This is a genomic window from Nonomuraea sp. NPDC050310, from assembly GCF_040655795.1.
Classification (GTDB): Bacteria; Actinomycetota; Actinomycetes; order Streptosporangiales; family Streptosporangiaceae; genus Nonomuraea.
In genome coordinates, this window is sequence record NZ_JBFAKP010000001.1 from 230,770 (window position 1) to 246,099 (window position 15,330).

Genomic DNA, 15,330 nt, shown 5'->3' on the forward strand with positions numbered 1-15,330 from the left:
GCGACTACCCGCATCTCCGCGCTAGTTGCACCCGCAGTCGCAGCCGTTGCAGCAGCCGTCGCCGTCGGAGTCGCCGCAGCACTTGCAGCAGTCACAGCACTGGCAGCAGTCGCAGATGCCGTCGCAGTGGGAGCTCTGCTGCTTGTTCGGGTCCTGCTCCTGCTTGGCCGAGGCCACGTGCCGGATGCCCGCCGCGCCGTCCATGGCGTGGGTGGCGGCGCGGGCCACCTCGCGGACCAGCAGCGTGCGCGCCAGGGCGGGCCGGGCCAGGTCGAGCTCGGCGAAGGCCACCTCGATGCCGTAGCAGGCGTCCTCGCACAGCCGCCGGGCCTCGGCCAGGCCGGTGCCGGTGGCCAGGAGCGGGTTGAAGGCGCCGCGGCGGCGGTCCTCGGCCAGGTCCTCGGCGGCGTCCACGAGATGCACGATCCGGCCGAAGAAGCGGCCGATGTCGCCCAGCGCGGCGGCGTTGTGCGGCTTGCCGGCCAGGACCGCGGTGTGCGCGAAGGCGGCGGCGACCGCGGTCTCGGTGGGTTCGGTGAGCTCCAGCAGGCCGCGGGTGGGGTCGGCTTCGAGCGCGGCCTGCCGTGCGACGGCGTCGGTCAGGACGGAGGTGTCGAAACCGACCGCCGAGCCGCCCCGCGCGCCGGCGGCGTCCCAGCGCGTGGCCATCCGCGCGGCCGAGGCGGTGACCAGCCGCCGGCCGTCACCGTCGGCGGCGTGGTCGCGAGCCTTGGCGGCGGCCAGCACGAGCGAGACGGCCGCGGCCAGCCGCGCGCCCTCGTCGTGCGCGCTGAGCACGTCGGCGCCCTTGAACCCGCGCAACGCGCAGGCCATCGCGCGGCGGCGGGGCGAGACCTCGGGGCGCTGCGCCTCGACGAGGACCGAGATGAGCAGCCCGTCGTAGTTGGTGACGAGCCGGCTGAGGTGGCCGTGCTCGTCACGCAGGGTCAGGCAGAGTCCGCACAGGTGGGACATCCACTCGCGATGGAGGTTGCCGCAGAGGCGATGACGGCACGGGCGGACAATTCCGAACATTCCCGGTATTTAACCGGGAATGTCGGTCCGGCAGAAGGGCGGATGTCCGATTCAGCGAGGAACGCGGGCGACTTCAACGGGGGACGCGGGCCACGCAGAACACCGTCTGGCCGAACGGCGGCCGGATGAAGCGCTCGATCAACCGGGTCGCGGGCACCACCGTGCGGTCGTAGATCTTGACCAGCCTCGGGTCGGGATAGCCCACGCCGCCCCGGCGCACCGCCGCCCACCAGGCGATGCCGCCCAGGAAGTTGATCGGCTTGAGCACGTCGATGTCGAGCCCGGCCTTGGCGACCGTGGAACGCAGCGTCTTGGGCGTGTACCGCTGCACGTGGCCGACCTTGCGGTCGAAGTCGCCGTAGAGCTGCATGTAGCCCGGCACCCAGATGACGATCCGGCCGCCCGGCTGGGTGACGCGCGCCAGCGAGCGCAACGCCTCGGCGTCGTCCTCGATGTGCTCCAGGACGTTCATCATCACGACCGTGTCGACCTTGTCCTCCAGCGGGATGTCGGTCGGCAGCCCGAACTGCAGCACCCCCACGTCGGGGTTGTCGGCGAAGCGCTTGCGGAGCTGCTCCACGCAGTAGGGGTCGAAGTCGCTGACCACGAGCCGGTCGAGGCGCGGCAGGAACTGCTCGGCGAAGTGCCCCAGGCCCGAGCCGATCTCCAGCAGCGAGCGGCCCACGTGCGGCGCGACCATGTCGAACTCGTACTGCCGGTAGTTCTTGGCCTCGTCGCCACCCAGGTGGTTCTCCAAGGCCTCGTCACCGGCGGCCGGTTGTACTACGCGGTCGTAGCCAGACATGCGTTACGGTCCTTCGCGAGAGGTCACGGATTGCCAGAGTCTAATGCCCGGGACCGACCCCGGTTCACCAAAAGCCCTTCCCCCAAGCCTGCCCCATGCGATGGAATCCTGTCGCTGCCATGGACGACGAAGAGGCCGTTGCCCGCTCGCTCGCCGGCGACCTGGGCGCCTACGAGGCGCTGGTCGCCCGCTACAGCGCGCTCGCCCATCGCACCGCCGCCATGCTCGGCGCCGGCGACGAGGCCGAGGACGTGGTGCAGGAGGCCTTCGTGAAGGCCTACCGCCACCTGGCCGGCTTCCGCCGCGACGCGCCCTTCCGCCCGTGGTTGCTGCGCATCGTCGCCAACGAGACCCACAACCTCACCCGCTCGCGCGGCCGCCGCTCCGACCTGACCGTACGGCTCGGCGCCCAGGCCCCGGTGACCGCGCCCGACGACCCCGAGGGCAGCGCGGTGGCCGCCGACCGCCGCACCCGCCTGCTGGAGGCGGTGCGCCGGCTGCCGGAACGGGAACGCGAAGCCGTGGTGTGCCGGTACTTCCTGCAGTTGTCCGAAGCCGAGACCGCCCAGGTGCTGGACTGCCCGGTGGGCAGCGTCAAGTCCCGCACGCATCGCGGGCTGGCCCGGTTGCGGGAGGAGGTGGGCCATGACCTCGCGTGACGATCGCGACCTGGAGGCCGAGCTGCTCGCGCTCGGCGACCTGCTCGACGTGCCCGCCCCGCCGCCCGCCGAGACGGCGGCAGCCGTACGAGCCCGGCTGGAGCGGCCGGAGCCCGAGCCCCGCCCGGCCGGCCGCGTGCCCGCGCGACGCCGGTGGGGACTGATCGCGGTGATCGTCGCGGTCGTGCTCGCGCTGGCCGCCGCCGCGACGATCTGGGTGGTGCGCTCCACCGGCGTGGAGATCCGCGTCGGCGACCCCGGCCGGACCCCGACCGCCACCGCGAGCCTGCCGGCCGAGCGCGAGGCCACCCTGGAAGAGGCCCGCCGCGTCGCGCCCTTCCCGCTGCGCCTGCCCGCCGAGCTCGGCCCGCCCGCCCGGGTCCGGGTCGCCGAGTGGGGCCGCATCGTCACCATGACCTGGCCGGACGGCGTCCGGCTCGACCAGTTCGCCGGCGGGATCAGCCCGATGTTCCTCAAGCGGATGGGCGGCGCCGACTGGCCGGAGGAACTCGTCATCGGCGGCGGCAGCGGCTGGTGGATCGCCAAACCGCACGTGTTGTCCTACCTGACCCGCCAGGACGGCCGCGAGGTGCCGCTCCGGGTGGCCGACGCGACGCTCGTGTGGGGCGAGGGCGAGGTCGGCCACCGCCTGGAGGGCGTCAAGGACCGGGACCGCGCCCTGGAGGTCGCCCGCTCACTGCGGTGAGACGAGCCAGTCGTCGATCTCCTTCAGCACGTGCTTGCGCATCGACTCCGGCGCGGCCGACGACCTGATCGACTGCCGCGCCAGCTCGGCCAGCTCCGCGTCGCGGAAGCCGTACACGTGCCTGGCCAGCTCGTACTGCGGCAGCAGCCGCGCACCGAACAGCAGCGGGTCGTCGGCCCCGAGCGCCAGCGGCACCCCGGCGTCGAACAGCCGCCGCACCGGCACGTCGGCCGCCTGCTCGACCACGCCCAGGCCGATGTTGGAGGTCGGGCAGACCTCGCAGCAGATCTGCCGGTCGGCCAGCCGTTCCATCAGCCGCGCCGACTCCGCCGCCCGCACGCCGTGCCCCACCCGGTCGGCGCGCAGGTCGTCGACGCACTGCTCGACGCTGCGCGGCCCGAGCAGTTCACCCCCGTGCGGTACGGCCAGCAGCCCGCCCCGCCTGGCGATGCGGAAGGCCGCCTCGAAGTCACGCGCCTGCGCCCGCCGCTCGTCGTTCGACAACCCGAACCCCACCACCCCCTTGTCCACGTACTGCGTGGCCAGCCGGGCGAGGGTGCGGGCGTCGAGCGGGTGCCGGGTGCGGTTGGCCGCGACGATCACGCCCATGCCGATCCCGGCCGCGCGCGCCGCCTGCTCGGTGGCGTCGAGGACCAGCTCCAGCGTGGCGGTCAGCCCGCCGAACCGCTGGGCGTAGCCGGACGGGTCCACCTGGATCTCCAGCCAGCGCGACCCCTCGGCCGCCTCGTCCTCGGCCGCCTCGCGCAGCAGCCGGTAGACGTCCTCGGGGCGGCGCAGGACCGAGCGGGCGATGTCGTAGAGCCGCTGGAAGCGGAACCAGCCGCGCTCGTCGGTGGCCCGCAACTTGGGCGGCCAGTCCTCTTCCAGCGCGTCGGGAAGGTGGATGCCCTGCTCGCGGGCGAGCTCGATCAGCGTGGAGTGCCGCATCGAGCCGGTGAAGTGCAGGTGCAGATGGGCCTTGGGCAACGTGTGCAACGGTCGTTCCATATTGCCTCTCAACCTTATGCCCTGCGGCCGCGTTGGGAGGGCGAAAGGGGAGTCCATGACCGATGAAGACGAGGCGGCCTTCGACGAGTTCGTCGCCGCCAGAAGCACCTCCCTGCTCCGGACCGCGGTCCTGGTCTGCGGCGCTTCCGTCCACGACGCCGAGGACCTGGTGCAGCACGCGCTGGAGAAGGTCTACCGGCACTGGGCGCGCATCCGCGAGGACAACCCCGAGGCGTACGCCCGCCGGGTCGTGGTCAACGCGGCCATCTCGCGCTCGCGCCGGCGCCGGGTGATCCAGGAGATCACCTTCGCCCGGCTGCCCGACACCCCCGCCCTCGGAGCCGATCCCGACCTGCGCGACTCCCTGCTCGGGGAGCTGCGCCGCCTGCCGCCGCGGATGCGCGCGGTGCTGGTGCTGCGCTACTGGGAGGACCGTTCCGAAGCCGACACGGCCGCGTACCTCGGGTGCTCGGTCGGCACCGTGAAGAGCCAGGCCGCACGGGGGCTCGCCCGCCTCCGCGAGCGCGTCCTCGACCTGGAAGGAGCACTGCGATGAGCACCGTGGAAGACCTGCTGCGCGAGGCGATGAGCCGGGAGGTGGAGGACGTGCGCGGCCCCGAGGGCCTGGCCGCGGCGGTACGGCGCGGCAGCCGTGCCCGCCGGCTGCGCGCCCGCGCGGTCGGCGCGGCCCTGGTGGTCGCCGCCTTCGGCGGGGGCGCGGCGTTCCTCCTGGTCGAACCGGAGCCGGCGGGCAAGAACGCCGCCACCTCGGCCAGCGTCGTCACCGAGGTGGCCGTCCCCGACGTCGTCAAGATGCCCCCCGAGCAGGCGTCCGCCAGGCTGGAGCAGGCCGGGCTCAAGCCGGTCCTGCGCACCGATCCCGGCGAGGTCACGAGTCAGGACCCGGCGGCCGGCACCCTGGTCAAGCCCGGCACCGAGATCCAGCTCTACTCCGCGCGGAAGCGGGCCCAGCACCTCGGCGACCTCGGCGACGGCCGCGCCTTCGGCGGGATCCGGCTGACCTACCTGCCCGACGACCTCAGGTGGGGGAGGTGGTCGGTCAAGGACACCTTCGGCGTCACCAGCTACTCGACCACCTACGACGAGCCGGGCCACCCGCAGGGCTACTACGGTCTCCAGGTCTTCGTCTTCGAGGGGAAGGCCACCGAGGACCCGGCGAAGCTCCTGGAGAAGATGGACGACCGGGTCGACGTGGGCTCGGCCGAGGGCGGGATCGCCAGCGTCCACGAGACCGGCAGCCTGCACGACCTCGGCGTCACCGGCGAGCTCCAGACGCCGACCGTGGTGTGGCCGCTCGGCGACCTGTGGGTCCAGATCAAGATGAGCCCCGACCGCGCCGCCAAGCTGGGCGGCACCGACGCGGTCAAGGAGGAGCTCCTCAAGGTCGCCAGGGGAGTGGAGCGGACCGGCTGACCGGCGGACACGCGAACGCCCCGGCCGGTATGGACCGGCCGGGGCGCACGTCGTGTCCGCGAAACCGCGTGCGGCTAGCGGGCCTCGGAGAGCAGCTTGGCCAGCCGGCTGACGCCCTCGGCCAGGTCGTCGTCGCCCAGCGCGTAGGACAGCCGGAAGTAGCCCGGCGTGCCGAACGCCTCGCCCGGCACCACCGCGACCTCGGCCTCCTCCAGCACCAGCTCGGCCAGCTCGGCGCTGGTCTGCGGGCGGCGGCCGCGCAGCTCCTTGCCGAGCAGCGCCTTGACCGACGGGTAGACGTAGAAGGCGCCCTCGGGCTCGGGGCACAACACGCCCGGGATCTCGTTGAGCATCCGGACCATCGTCCTGCGGCGGCGGTCGAAGGCGGTCTTCATCTCCTCGACCGCGTCCAGGTCGCCCCTCACCGCGGCCAGCGCGGCCACCTGGGCCACGTTGGAGACGTTGGAGGTGGCGTGGGACTGCAGGTTGGTGGCCGCCTTGACGACGTCCTTCGGGCCGATCAGCCAGCCCACCCGCCAGCCGGTCATCGCGTAGGTCTTGGCCACGCCGTTCAGGATCACCACGTGGTCGGCCGGGACGTGGTGCGCGATGCTGGTGAACTCGGCGTCGCCGTACACGAGGTGCTCGTAGATCTCGTCGGTGACGACCCACAGCCCGTGCTCGGTGGCCCAGCGGCCGATCGCCTCGACCTGCTCGCGCGAGTAGACCGCGCCGGTCGGGTTGGAGGGCGAGACGAACAGCAGCACCTTGGTGCGCTCGGTGCGGGCCGCCTCGAGCTGCTCGACCGTGGCCAGGTAGCCGCTGGTCTCGTCGGTGACCACGTCCACCTGCACGCCGCCGGCGAGCTTGATCGCCTCGGGGTAGGTGGTCCAGTACGGGGCCACCACCAGCACCTCGTCGCCCGGGTCGAGCAGCGTCGCGAAGGCCTCGTAGACCGCCTGCTTGCCGCCGTTGGTGACCAGCACCTGGTCGGCGGTGACCTCGACGCCGGAGTCGCGGCGCGTCTTGTCGGCGATCGCCTGCTTCAGCTCGGGCAGGCCGCCGGCCGGCGTGTACTTGTGGTTCTTGGGATCCTGCGCCGCCGCGACGGCCGCCTCGACGATGTAGCCGGGCGTGGGGAAATCGGGCTCGCCGGCGCCGAAACCGATGACCGGCCGGCCTGCGGCCTTCATGGCCTTGGCCTTGGCGTCCACGGCCAGGGTCGCGGACTCCGAGATCGCGGAGATTCGTGCTGAGACACGGGGTCGGGTGGACATGCGCCCATGCTTTCACAGGCGGCTCCGCGGCTTTCACAGGCGGCTCGGCTGCTTTCACAGGCGGCTCCGCGCCCGATGAGCAGGGCGATCAGGTTCTGGTTCGACGTTTCGGTCAATCACCCGTACACTTTGGCCTCGGCTGAGCGTTCGCATGTCGTGACGCGCGAAGGTTCGGTCAGCGGCGGCAACCGGGTAGGCTGGTTGACGACATAGGGCAATGGCGCAATTGGTAGCGCTCCGGTCTCCAAAACCGGCGGTTGGGGGTTCGAGTCCCTCTTGCCCTGCGAGTTGCGGTCCGCGCATGAAGGCGTGAAAGCGCGCCGCGATGTGCTGGATACGACGACAGATTCAGGTGAGGACTGTGGCGATCGACACTCGCGGCGAGACCGCAGACAAGCCGAGTGGTGAGAAGAAGTCCAGGACTACTCCCGCGCTCTTCTACCGGCAGGTCGTCAACGAGCTCCGTAAGGTCATCTGGCCGACACGCAGAGACCTCGTCACCTACACGACGGTCGTTCTGGTATTCGTTCTGATCATGGTCGGGATCGTCTACGGGCTCGACTGGCTCTTCGGTGAGGGTGTCCTGCGCATCTTCGGCGGGAAGTGATCCCAGCACCGAACTGGTGCCGACATTCGCATTCGACGGAAGAGGAAGAGTCATCGTGTCCGAGTCTTCATTGCCGGCCGACGAGTCCCGGGAAGAGTGGGACGAGGAGACCGTCTCGGAAGAGACCACCGAGGACGCCGAGCTCTCCGCCGAGGATGCGGACGAGGACGTTTCCGAGGACGAGACCGACGCCGTTTCCGAGGACGAGGCTGACGCCGAGGACGAGGAAGAGGTCGAGGTCGACCCCGTCGAGGAGTTCAAGCAGTCGCTGCGCGGCCAGCCTGGTGAGTGGTACGTCATCCACTCCTACGCGGGTTACGAGAACCGGGTGAAGTCCAACATCGAGACCCGGACCGTCTCCCTCAACATGGAGGACTACATCTTCCAGACCGAGGTGCCGACGCAGACCCGCGACGAGTTCAAGAGCGGCAAGAAGGTCCCGGTCCGCGAGCGCGTGCTGCCCGGCTACGTCCTGGTCCGCATGGAGCTGACCGACGAGTCCTGGGCCGCCGTCCGCAACACCCCGGGCGTCACCGGCTTCGTCGGCCTGTCCAACAAGCCCAGCCCGCTGAGCCTCGACGACGTCGCCAAGCTGCTGGCTCCCGAGCCGAGTGCCGAGGTCAAGCAGGCCAAGGCCAAGGCCGCCGGCCCCTCGGTCGAGTTCGAGATCGGCGAGTCCGTCACCGTCATGGACGGCCCCTTCGCCACGCTTCCCGCGACGGTCAACGAGATCAGCCCCGAGTCGCAGAAGCTCAAGGTGCTGGTGTCGATCTTCGGTCGCGAGACCCCGGTCGAGCTTTCGTTTAACCAGGTCTCCAAGATCTGACATACACTAAGTCGTTCGGTCCCCGTCCCTCGCGAAGGGCGGGGTTCCGACATGTCTGGCCACATCCGTGGTACGGACTGCATCACCCAATCAGGACCCGGAGTAGGAAATGCCTCCGAAGAAGAAGATTGCCGCTCTGGTCAAGGTCCAGCTTCCCGCTGGCCAGGCCACCCCGGCGCCCCCCGTCGGTACCGCCCTCGGTCCGCACGGTGTCAACATCATGGACTTCGTCAAGCAGTACAACGCTGCGACGGAGGCCCAGCGGGGCAACATCATCCCCGTTGAGATCACCATCTACGAAGACCGCAGCTTCACCTTCGTCACCAAGACGCCGCCCGCGCCCAGGCTCATCCTGAAGGCGCTCGGCATCGACAAGGGCAGCGCGGTCCCGCACAAGGACAAGGTCGGCAAGCTCTCCCAGGAGCAGCTCACCCAGATCGCCGAGACCAAGATGCCCGACCTCAATGCCAACGACATCGAGGCCGCCAAGAAGATCATCGCCGGCACCGCCCGGTCGATGGGCATCACCGTCGCCGAGTAAGACCTGTCCGACCCCGTGGGAGGGCCACGCGCTGGCCCGGCACCACAGACTCCTCTTTCTGGAGATTCACATGAAGCGCAGCAAGGCGCACAAGGACGCGGCGGCCAAGGTCGACCGCAACAAGCTGTACTCGCCGGCCGAGGCCGCGAAGCTGGCCAAGGACACGGCCACCACCAAGTTCGACTCCACCGTGGAGGTCGCCCTCCGCCTCGGCGTCGACCCTCGCAAGGCGGACCAGATCGTGCGTGGCACGGTCAACCTTCCGCACGGCACCGGTAAGACCGCCCGGGTCCTGGTCTTCGCGACCGGTGACCGTGCCGAGGCCGCCCGCGAGGCGGGCGCCGACATCATCGGCGCCGACGAGCTGATCGACGAGATCGCCAAGGGCAACCGGCTCAACGAGTTCGACGCCGTCGTGGCCACCCCGGACCTCATGGGCAAGGTCGGCCGTCTCGGCCGCGTCCTCGGCCCGCGTGGTCTGATGCCGAACCCCAAGACCGGCACGGTGACCCCCGACGTGGCGAAGGCCGTCACCGAGATCAAGGGCGGAAAGATCGAGTTCCGCACCGACCGGCAGGCGAACCTTCACTTCATCATCGGCAAGACCTCCTTCGACGAGCGTCAGCTGATCGAGAACTACGCCGCCGCCCTCGACGAGGTGCTGCGTCTCAAGCCGTCCGCGGCGAAGGGGCGTTACCTGAAGAAGGTCACCTTCTCGACCACCATGGGCCCTGGCGTCCCGGTCGACCCCAACCTGGTGCGCGGCCTCACCGCCGAGCTCGAGGTCTGAGACCGCTAGGTCGTTTCACGAACCGCCCCGCCGGAGTCCTCCGGCGGGGCGGTTCTGTTTTGCGCTGGAAGTGAAGCGGCTGTGGGGTTCGCCCCCGGGTGGACGAGGATGAGGGCATGCGGACGCTTGTTCTAGGCGGTACCAGGTTCTTGTCCAGGGAGATCGCGCGGCAGGCTCGCGAGCGCGGTCACGAGGTGGTGTGCGCGGCTCGCGGGATGGCGGGGGATCCGCCGGCCGACGTCGAGTTCGTCCGGGTGGACCGGAGTCTCGACGACGGCCTCGCCGCGGTGCGGGGTGACTTCGACCTGGTGGTCGACGTCGCTCGCCAGCCGAGCCACGTACGGCGGGCCGTCACCGAGCTGGCCGGCCGGGTGGGGCACTGGACGTTCATCTCCTCCGCCAGCGTCTACCGCGACTTCGGCGTCGCCGACCAGAACGTCTTCGAGCCGCTGGCCGCCGACGCCGACGAGGCGGACCCGGCCAACTACGGCCCTGCCAAGGTGGCCTGCGAGCAGCTCTTCGGGCCGGGCGCGTTGCTGGTGCGAGCCGGGCTGATCGTGGGGCCGGAAGACCTCTCCGACCGGTTCACCTACTGGGTCGAGCGGCTGGCGCGCGGAGGGCCCGTCCTGGCTCCGGGCTCGCCCGGCGATCTCGTGCAGCTCGTGGACGTGCGTGACCTGGCCGCCTGGTCGCTCGACGCCGCGCAGGCGGGGCTGGCCGGGCCGTACGACGGGATGTCGATGCCCTTCACGCGCGGGGAGCTGCTCGCGCAGATCGCCGCCGGGGTGGGGGTCGAGCCCGAGCTGGTGTGGGCCGACCAGGAGTTCCTGGTCGAGCAGAAGGTGGAGGCGTGGATGGGGCCGCGGTCGCTGCCGATGTGGGTGCCGCTGCCGGAGTACGCGGGCTTCATGGCTCGTGACACCTCGGCGACCATCGACGCCGGGCTGCGCATCCGGCCGGTCGCCGACAGCGCGCGCGACACCCTGACCTGGCTGCGTGAGTCGGGCCACGTGGTCAGCCGCTCGGGACTGACCGCCGAGGAGGAGGCCGAGCTGCTGTCCCTCCTCGGCGGCCGGGCTACCGGCTGAGGTGCTCGGCGAGGCGTTGCTGGTTGGCGGCCAGGCGCAGGCACAGGTCGCGGAAGGCGGTCAGCTCGTCGGGGGAGAAGCCCTGGAAGAGCGCGCGCATGGCGAGCTGCGCGGGCTTGCGGAAGGCGGCGATCCACTCCTGGCCGGCCGGGGTGATCTCGGCGAGCACCGCCCGCCGGTCGGCCGGGTCACCGGTACGGCGGGCCAGCCCGTCGCGCTCAAGGGTGTCGACCAGGCCGGTCACGTTGCGCGAGCTCACCCCGGCGGCGCGGGCCAGCTCACCGATGCCGACGCCACGGCCGGCCGTGTTGAGCCGTACCAGCAGGTCGAGTGCGCCGGCGCTGACCCCGCGGCCTTCCGAGCCGCGCGCGCGCAACCGTTCCACCGCGTGGTAGGCGGTGCGCACGGCTCCGCTGGTCTCCAAAGCGAGCAGGTCGGCGGGGGAGTCGGCGAGCCGGCTCATGGCCTCGCGGACGCGGGGGTCGAAGAGGGTGCCGTCGGGATCGCGGTCAAAAGTAGTTACGTCATTCATGGTAAGAAAACATATTAGTACGTGCTTCACGATCTACCCAGGGGTGACCCTGGGGTTTCCCTGAGATCCAGTCGGGCAGACGCCGAAAAGTGAATCCTCCACGTAGGGTCGAAAACATGGTGAAGCGCAGGATCATTCTCGCTGCCGCCGCGACAGGCGCTGCCGCGCTGTTCGCGGTGGCGGGTTGCGGTACGGCCACCCAGCCGCTCCAGGTGAACCTGGCGGCTTCGGAGGTGTTGCAGCAGGCCGCGCAGAAGACGCAGCAGGTGTCGAGCTACACGGTCGACGCCGTGGTGAACGTCACGCATCCGCAGCAGGGCGCCGGCAAGGTTCAGGGCCGGATGCTCTACCAGAGCCAGCCCGAGCTGGCCGTGGACGTGACCCTGGACACCGTGGACTTCGGCGGGCAGCAACTGCCCGGTGGGGTGCGCGCCGTCCTCAAGGGCGACACGGTCTACATCAAGGTCGAAGCCCTGAAGCAGATCATCAACTCGTCGAAGCCCTGGATCCAGGTCAAGCTGAACGAGGTCGGCCCGGCCGCCGAGGTGCAGAAGTACCTCGACCAGGTGCGCCAGTTCGATCTCGCCACGGTGACCAAGCTGGTGACGGCTTCCAAGGACGTGAAGTCGGTCGGCACGGAGACCGTCGACAACGTCGAGACCACGCACTACAGCGGCACGTTCCCGGTCGAGCTCGCGGTGCTGACGCTCCCCGCCGACCAGCAGGAGCGCGCGCGCCAGAACCTGGCCGAGCTGAAGGACGTGAAGTTCGACATCTGGGTCGGCGCTGACGGGCTGCCGCGCAAGCTGGCGCTCAACGGCTCGAAGGAGGGCGGGACGCTCGACGCCACGCTCTTCTTCAAGGGCTTCAACGAGCCGGTGACGATCACCCCGCCGCCGGCCGACCAGGTCGGTGACCTGCCGCAGGGCGGCCCCGCGACGGGCACCCCGGCGCCGGCCTCGCCCGACACCTCGGCTCCGCCGGCCCCGGAGACCTCGGCGGTTCCGTCGCCGAGCGCCACCGGCTGACCGGTCCCGACAGGGCGGTAGCAAGGCGAACCAGTTCGGCGTCCGGCCTCGGCCGGGCGCCGATTTGGTTTCTTGACAGTCCTGCCCTATTCTGACTTGTGCCAAAGACCGCCGGTCGTCTTTCAGGTGTGTCCTGAGAGACCGAAGGTTCCACGTCAGGTGGACGGCCCGCGTAGGTGTGATGTGAGATTCCGCCCGGATTCCGGGTCGAGCCCCGCTGCGCCTGCGCACGGGGCGTTTTTCATGTCCGGCGGCACATCTGGAAGGAGGCCCATGGCGAGGGCGGATAAGGCGACAGCCGTTGCCGAGCTCAAGAGCGAGTTCGAGGGCAGCAGCGCCGCCGTTCTGACCGAGTACCGCGGTCTCACCGTCGCACAGCTCAAGCAGCTTCGTGTGGCGCTCGGTGGGAACGCGAAGTTCGCCGTGGCGAAGAACACTCTGACCAAGATCGCCGCCTCTGAGGCCGGCGTGACTGGTCTGGACGACCTCCTGGTCGGCCCGACCGCCGTCACCTTCGTTACCGGTGACGTCGTCGAGGCGGCCAAGGGTCTGCGCGACTTCGCCAAGGCCAATCCCCTTCTGGTGATCAAGGGCGGCTTCATGGAGGGCAAGGCCCTCAACGCCGCGGAGATCACCAAGCTCGCTGACCTTGAGTCCCGTGAGGTTCTCCTCGCGAAGCTGGCCGGTGCGATGAAGGCGAAGCAGTCCGCTGCTGCCGCCATGTTCGCCGCGCTGCCCACGCAGATGGCTCAGCTCGCGGACGCGCTGCGCGCCAAGCGCGAGCAGTCCGGCGAGTAATCCCCGGGGATTGCTGCAACTTTCACCCTTTAGTTAGTTCATTACGGAGGAAACATCATGGCGAAGCTCAGCACCGACGAGCTGCTCGACACTTTCAAGGAGATGACCCTCCTTGAGCTGTCCGAGTTCGTGAAGCTCTTCGAGGAGACCTTCGACGTCAAGGCTGCCGCCCCGGTCGCCGTCGCCGCCGCTGCCGGCCCCGCGGGCCCCGCTGCCGAAGAGGCCGCCGAGCAGGACGAGTTCGACGTCATCCTCGAGGCCGCCGGCGACAAGAAGATCCAGGTCATCAAGGAGATCCGCGCGCTGACCTCCCTCGGCCTGAAGGAGGCCAAGGACCTGGTCGACGGCGCTCCGAAGCCGGTCTTCGACGGCAAGGTTAACAAGGAGCAGGCGGAGAAGGCCAAGGCTGCCCTCGAGGGCGCCGGCGCGACCGTCTCCGTGAAGTAGTCCTTACTTCGCTTCGGAAAGGGAGCGGCCACACCCAGGTGCCGGGTGTGCCGCTCCTTTTTCATGTTTGTACGCTGTCGCGTCATGAATGAACTGGTGCGCGACTGGGTGATGGGCTGGGCGGCGTCGCGGTCGACCGAGACGCCGGTGGCGGAGCCGTGGGGCTGGCTCATGGAGGTGGGCGCGCCCGGGCAGGTGCGCCGGTTCGTGGTCACGGACCTGCCCTGGCTGGCCGAGCTGGTGCCGGGGGTGGACGAGCCCGGGACGTGGCTGAAGATGTTTGTGCCCGAGGCGGAGGCTGTGCCGTACCTGGTGCCGGGGTGGGAGGTCGCGCCGGCGGGCTACATGATGAGCACCCCGCTGGAGCGGGTGCCGGTGGCCGCGCGCGAGGGGTACGAGGTCGAGATCGAGGACGCCGGGGCGGCCACGTTCGTGCGGGTGACGCACGGCGGCGAGCCCGCCGCCCGCGGGCAGTTCGGGCTGGCCGGCCCGGTCGCGGTGATGGACAAGGTCGAGACCGACCCCGCCCACCAGCGGCGCGGCCTCGGGACGCTGGTGATGCGCACGCTGCAGAACCACGCGATCGAGCGGGGCGCCCGCAAGGCGGTCCTGGGCGGCACCGAGGACGGCCGCGCGCTGTACGAGACGCTGGGCTGGCGAGTGGAGTCCCCGCTGACCTCGATCGTCTACAAGGGCTGAACCGATTCGCCGGATTTCCGCGGGACGGGGACGGTAGTGTGCTGGCCACGTTACCCCCTGTGAGTGGAAGGTGACCGGTGGGCGTCGAAGTCGTCGTGGAAGGGCTGACCAAGTCGTTCGGCCGGCAGGTCATCTGGTCGGACGTCTCGCTCACCCTTCCCACCGGGGAGATCTCGGTGCTCCTCGGGCCGTCCGGCACCGGCAAGTCGGTCTTCCTCAAGACGCTGGTCGGGCTGCTGCGCCCCGACCGCGGGCACATCTGGATCGACGGGCACGACCTGGCCGCCTGCGGCGAGAGGAAGCTGTACGAGCTGCGCCGGCTGTTCGGGGTGCTGTTCCAGGACGGCGCGCTGTTCGGCTCGATGACCCTCTACGACAACATCGCCTTCCCGCTGCGCGAGCACACCCGCAAGAGCGAGGCGCAGATCCGCCGGATGGTGCTGGACAAGATCGAGCTGGTCGGCCTGATCGGCGCGGAGAACAAGCTGCCCGGTGAGATCTCCGGCGGGATGCGCAAGCGGGCCGGGCTGGCCCGGGCGCTGGTGCTCGATCCGGAGATCATCCTCTTCGACGAGCCCGACTCGGGGCTGGACCCGGTCCGCACCGCCTACCTGAACCAGCTCATCGTCGACCTCAACGCCGAGACCGGGGCGACCTTCCTGATCGTCACGCACGACATCAACACCGCCCGGACCGTGCCCGACGCCATCGGCCTGCTGTTCCGCCGCGAGCTGGTCATGTTCGGTCCGCGCGAGCAGCTCCTGTCCAGCCAGGAGCCGGCCGTACGGCAGTTCCTCAACGCGCGGCGGCATGGCCCGATCGGCATGTCGGAGGAGAAGGACGTCGCCGAACTGGCCGCGGAGGCCGAGCAGGGCCACGAGCCCGGCCCGCTGCCGCCGATCCCGCCGCAGCTCATGCCCACCGGAGGCCGGGTACGGCAGAGCATGCGAGCCCCGGGCGCGTGGCTGGCCGCCAACGGGATCGCCGCCCCGCCCGGCTCGTTCGTGGACGAGCGCGGGCGCAACTGGCTGCTGGACGGGGTCCACTAGC

General features: G+C 70.3%; 19 protein-coding genes and 1 tRNA gene. 15 read left to right on the top strand and 5 right to left on the bottom strand.

Annotated elements, in window-relative coordinates; genetic code table 11:
- Nucleotides 1-21: 21 nt before the first annotated feature.
- Both AB0I67_RS01180 and AB0I67_RS01185 read right to left on the bottom strand, forming a co-directional pair.
- Nucleotides 22-1,035, bottom strand: a complete 1,014-nt coding sequence (locus AB0I67_RS01180; RefSeq protein ID WP_357915656.1) for a DUF5685 family protein — start codon at nt 1,033-1,035, stop codon at nt 22-24.
- Between the two features lie 73 nt (nt 1,036-1,108).
- Nucleotides 1,109-1,840, bottom strand: coding sequence for a class I SAM-dependent methyltransferase (locus AB0I67_RS01185; protein WP_357915659.1), 732 nt, complete (start codon nt 1,838-1,840; stop codon nt 1,109-1,111).
- Between the two features lie 119 nt (nt 1,841-1,959).
- On the opposite strand from AB0I67_RS01185, the gene AB0I67_RS01190 reads away from it, so the two are divergent.
- Together AB0I67_RS01190 and AB0I67_RS01195 are read left to right on the top strand one after the other, a co-directional pair.
- Nucleotides 1,960-2,499 (top strand): RNA polymerase sigma factor, encoded by a 540-nt coding sequence (locus AB0I67_RS01190; RefSeq protein ID WP_357915662.1) that lies wholly within the window; start codon nt 1,960-1,962, stop codon nt 2,497-2,499.
- Nucleotides 2,486-3,205 carry a hypothetical protein gene (locus AB0I67_RS01195; RefSeq protein WP_357915664.1) on the top strand — a complete coding sequence of 240 codons (720 nt, stop codon included), beginning with the start codon at nt 2,486-2,488 and terminating at the stop codon, nt 3,203-3,205. The genes AB0I67_RS01190 and AB0I67_RS01195 overlap by 14 nt, the downstream gene beginning before the upstream one ends.
- Here AB0I67_RS01195 and AB0I67_RS01200 read toward each other — a convergent pair.
- On the bottom strand, nt 3,194-4,213 hold the full coding sequence (locus AB0I67_RS01200) for an adenosine deaminase (protein WP_357915667.1): 1,020 nt from the start codon (nt 4,211-4,213) through the stop codon (nt 3,194-3,196). The genes AB0I67_RS01195 and AB0I67_RS01200 overlap by 12 nt on opposite strands.
- Before the next feature lie 55 nt (nt 4,214-4,268).
- Here AB0I67_RS01200 and AB0I67_RS01205 point away from each other — a divergent pair, with 55 nt between their 5' ends.
- Both AB0I67_RS01205 and AB0I67_RS01210 read left to right on the top strand, forming a co-directional pair.
- Nucleotides 4,269-4,769: a SigE family RNA polymerase sigma factor gene (locus tag AB0I67_RS01205; RefSeq protein ID WP_357915669.1), complete on the top strand. Its 501-nt coding sequence runs from the start codon at nt 4,269-4,271 to the stop codon at nt 4,767-4,769.
- The gene (locus tag AB0I67_RS01210) at nt 4,766-5,647 is read left to right on the top strand and encodes a PASTA domain-containing protein (protein ID WP_357915672.1); all 882 of its coding nucleotides are present in this window, start codon (nt 4,766-4,768) and stop codon (nt 5,645-5,647) included. Before AB0I67_RS01205 ends, AB0I67_RS01210 begins: the two co-directional genes overlap by 4 nt.
- A gap of 74 nt (nt 5,648-5,721) precedes the next feature.
- On the opposite strand, the gene AB0I67_RS01215 is transcribed toward AB0I67_RS01210, so the two are convergent.
- The gene (locus tag AB0I67_RS01215; RefSeq protein WP_357915675.1) at nt 5,722-6,924 is read right to left on the bottom strand and encodes a pyridoxal phosphate-dependent aminotransferase; all 1,203 of its coding nucleotides are present in this window, start codon (nt 6,922-6,924) and stop codon (nt 5,722-5,724) included.
- Between the two features lie 211 nt (nt 6,925-7,135).
- Here AB0I67_RS01215 and AB0I67_RS01220 point away from each other — a divergent pair.
- From AB0I67_RS01220 to AB0I67_RS01245, 6 genes are all read left to right on the top strand, one after another.
- Nucleotides 7,136-7,208 (top strand) — tRNA-Trp (locus tag AB0I67_RS01220).
- 77 nt (nt 7,209-7,285) lie between these two features.
- The gene (gene secE, locus AB0I67_RS01225) at nt 7,286-7,531 is read left to right on the top strand and encodes a preprotein translocase subunit SecE (RefSeq protein ID WP_357915678.1); all 246 of its coding nucleotides are present in this window, start codon (nt 7,286-7,288) and stop codon (nt 7,529-7,531) included.
- Nucleotides 7,532-7,586: 55 nt separating this feature from the next.
- Nucleotides 7,587-8,357 carry a transcription termination/antitermination protein NusG gene (gene nusG, locus AB0I67_RS01230; RefSeq protein ID WP_357915681.1) on the top strand — a complete coding sequence of 257 codons (771 nt, stop codon included), beginning with the start codon at nt 7,587-7,589 and terminating at the stop codon, nt 8,355-8,357.
- Between the two features lie 109 nt (nt 8,358-8,466).
- The gene (rplK, locus tag AB0I67_RS01235) at nt 8,467-8,898 is read left to right on the top strand and encodes a 50S ribosomal protein L11 (protein WP_357915684.1); all 432 of its coding nucleotides are present in this window, start codon (nt 8,467-8,469) and stop codon (nt 8,896-8,898) included.
- A 70-nt stretch (nt 8,899-8,968) separates the two neighbouring features.
- A complete protein-coding gene (gene rplA / locus AB0I67_RS01240; protein WP_357915687.1) occupies nt 8,969-9,688 on the top strand; it encodes a 50S ribosomal protein L1 in 720 nt (239 codons plus the stop codon).
- A gap of 116 nt (nt 9,689-9,804) precedes the next feature.
- Nucleotides 9,805-10,776 (top strand): NAD-dependent epimerase/dehydratase family protein, encoded by a 972-nt coding sequence (locus AB0I67_RS01245; protein ID WP_357915690.1) that lies wholly within the window; start codon nt 9,805-9,807, stop codon nt 10,774-10,776.
- Here the strand turns inward: AB0I67_RS01245 and AB0I67_RS01250 are convergent.
- Nucleotides 10,766-11,308, bottom strand: coding sequence for a MarR family transcriptional regulator (locus AB0I67_RS01250; RefSeq protein WP_357915693.1), 543 nt, complete (start codon nt 11,306-11,308; stop codon nt 10,766-10,768). The two genes, AB0I67_RS01245 and AB0I67_RS01250, sit on opposite strands and share 11 nt — an antisense overlap.
- Nucleotides 11,309-11,424: 116 nt before the next feature.
- Between AB0I67_RS01250 and AB0I67_RS01255 the strand changes: the two genes are divergently transcribed.
- The 5 genes from AB0I67_RS01255 (at nt 11,425) to AB0I67_RS01275 (ending at nt 15,329) form a co-directional block, all read left to right on the top strand.
- Nucleotides 11,425-12,336, top strand: a complete 912-nt coding sequence (locus tag AB0I67_RS01255) for an LppX_LprAFG lipoprotein (RefSeq protein ID WP_357915696.1) — start codon at nt 11,425-11,427, stop codon at nt 12,334-12,336.
- Between the two features lie 273 nt (nt 12,337-12,609).
- A complete protein-coding gene (gene rplJ / locus AB0I67_RS01260) occupies nt 12,610-13,134 on the top strand; it encodes a 50S ribosomal protein L10 (protein WP_357915699.1) in 525 nt (174 codons plus the stop codon).
- A 57-nt stretch (nt 13,135-13,191) separates the two neighbouring features.
- Complete coding sequence (gene rplL, locus AB0I67_RS01265) at nt 13,192-13,581, top strand: 50S ribosomal protein L7/L12 (protein ID WP_357915702.1); 390 nt, start codon at nt 13,192-13,194, stop codon at nt 13,579-13,581.
- An 84-nt stretch (nt 13,582-13,665) separates the two neighbouring features.
- Nucleotides 13,666-14,280: a GNAT family N-acetyltransferase gene (locus AB0I67_RS01270; protein WP_357915705.1), complete on the top strand. Its 615-nt coding sequence runs from the start codon at nt 13,666-13,668 to the stop codon at nt 14,278-14,280.
- A 77-nt stretch (nt 14,281-14,357) separates the two neighbouring features.
- Complete coding sequence (locus AB0I67_RS01275; protein ID WP_357915708.1) at nt 14,358-15,329, top strand: ABC transporter ATP-binding protein; 972 nt, start codon at nt 14,358-14,360, stop codon at nt 15,327-15,329.
- The last annotated feature ends 1 nt before the right edge of the window (nt 15,330 follow it).

Coding starts and splice junctions, on each gene's coding strand:
- AB0I67_RS01180 (WP_357915656.1), bottom strand. CDS start 1,035: ATGTTCGGAATTGTCCGCCCGTGCCGTCATCGCCTCTGCGGCAACCTC.
- AB0I67_RS01185 (WP_357915659.1), bottom strand. CDS start 1,840: ATGTCTGGCTACGACCGCGTAGTACAACCGGCCGCCGGTGACGAGGCC.
- AB0I67_RS01190 (WP_357915662.1), top strand. CDS start 1,960: ATGGACGACGAAGAGGCCGTTGCCCGCTCGCTCGCCGGCGACCTGGGC.
- AB0I67_RS01195 (WP_357915664.1), top strand. CDS start 2,486: ATGACCTCGCGTGACGATCGCGACCTGGAGGCCGAGCTGCTCGCGCTC.
- AB0I67_RS01200 (WP_357915667.1), bottom strand. CDS start 4,213: ATGGAACGACCGTTGCACACGTTGCCCAAGGCCCATCTGCACCTGCAC.
- AB0I67_RS01205 (WP_357915669.1), top strand. CDS start 4,269: ATGACCGATGAAGACGAGGCGGCCTTCGACGAGTTCGTCGCCGCCAGA.
- AB0I67_RS01210 (WP_357915672.1), top strand. CDS start 4,766: ATGAGCACCGTGGAAGACCTGCTGCGCGAGGCGATGAGCCGGGAGGTG.
- AB0I67_RS01215 (WP_357915675.1), bottom strand. CDS start 6,924: ATGTCCACCCGACCCCGTGTCTCAGCACGAATCTCCGCGATCTCGGAG.
- rplK (WP_357915684.1), top strand. CDS start 8,467: ATGCCTCCGAAGAAGAAGATTGCCGCTCTGGTCAAGGTCCAGCTTCCC.
- rplA (WP_357915687.1), top strand. CDS start 8,969: ATGAAGCGCAGCAAGGCGCACAAGGACGCGGCGGCCAAGGTCGACCGC.
- AB0I67_RS01245 (WP_357915690.1), top strand. CDS start 9,805: ATGCGGACGCTTGTTCTAGGCGGTACCAGGTTCTTGTCCAGGGAGATC.
- AB0I67_RS01250 (WP_357915693.1), bottom strand. CDS start 11,308: ATGAATGACGTAACTACTTTTGACCGCGATCCCGACGGCACCCTCTTC.
- AB0I67_RS01255 (WP_357915696.1), top strand. CDS start 11,425: ATGGTGAAGCGCAGGATCATTCTCGCTGCCGCCGCGACAGGCGCTGCC.
- rplJ (WP_357915699.1), top strand. CDS start 12,610: ATGGCGAGGGCGGATAAGGCGACAGCCGTTGCCGAGCTCAAGAGCGAG.
- rplL (WP_357915702.1), top strand. CDS start 13,192: ATGGCGAAGCTCAGCACCGACGAGCTGCTCGACACTTTCAAGGAGATG.
- AB0I67_RS01270 (WP_357915705.1), top strand. CDS start 13,666: ATGAATGAACTGGTGCGCGACTGGGTGATGGGCTGGGCGGCGTCGCGG.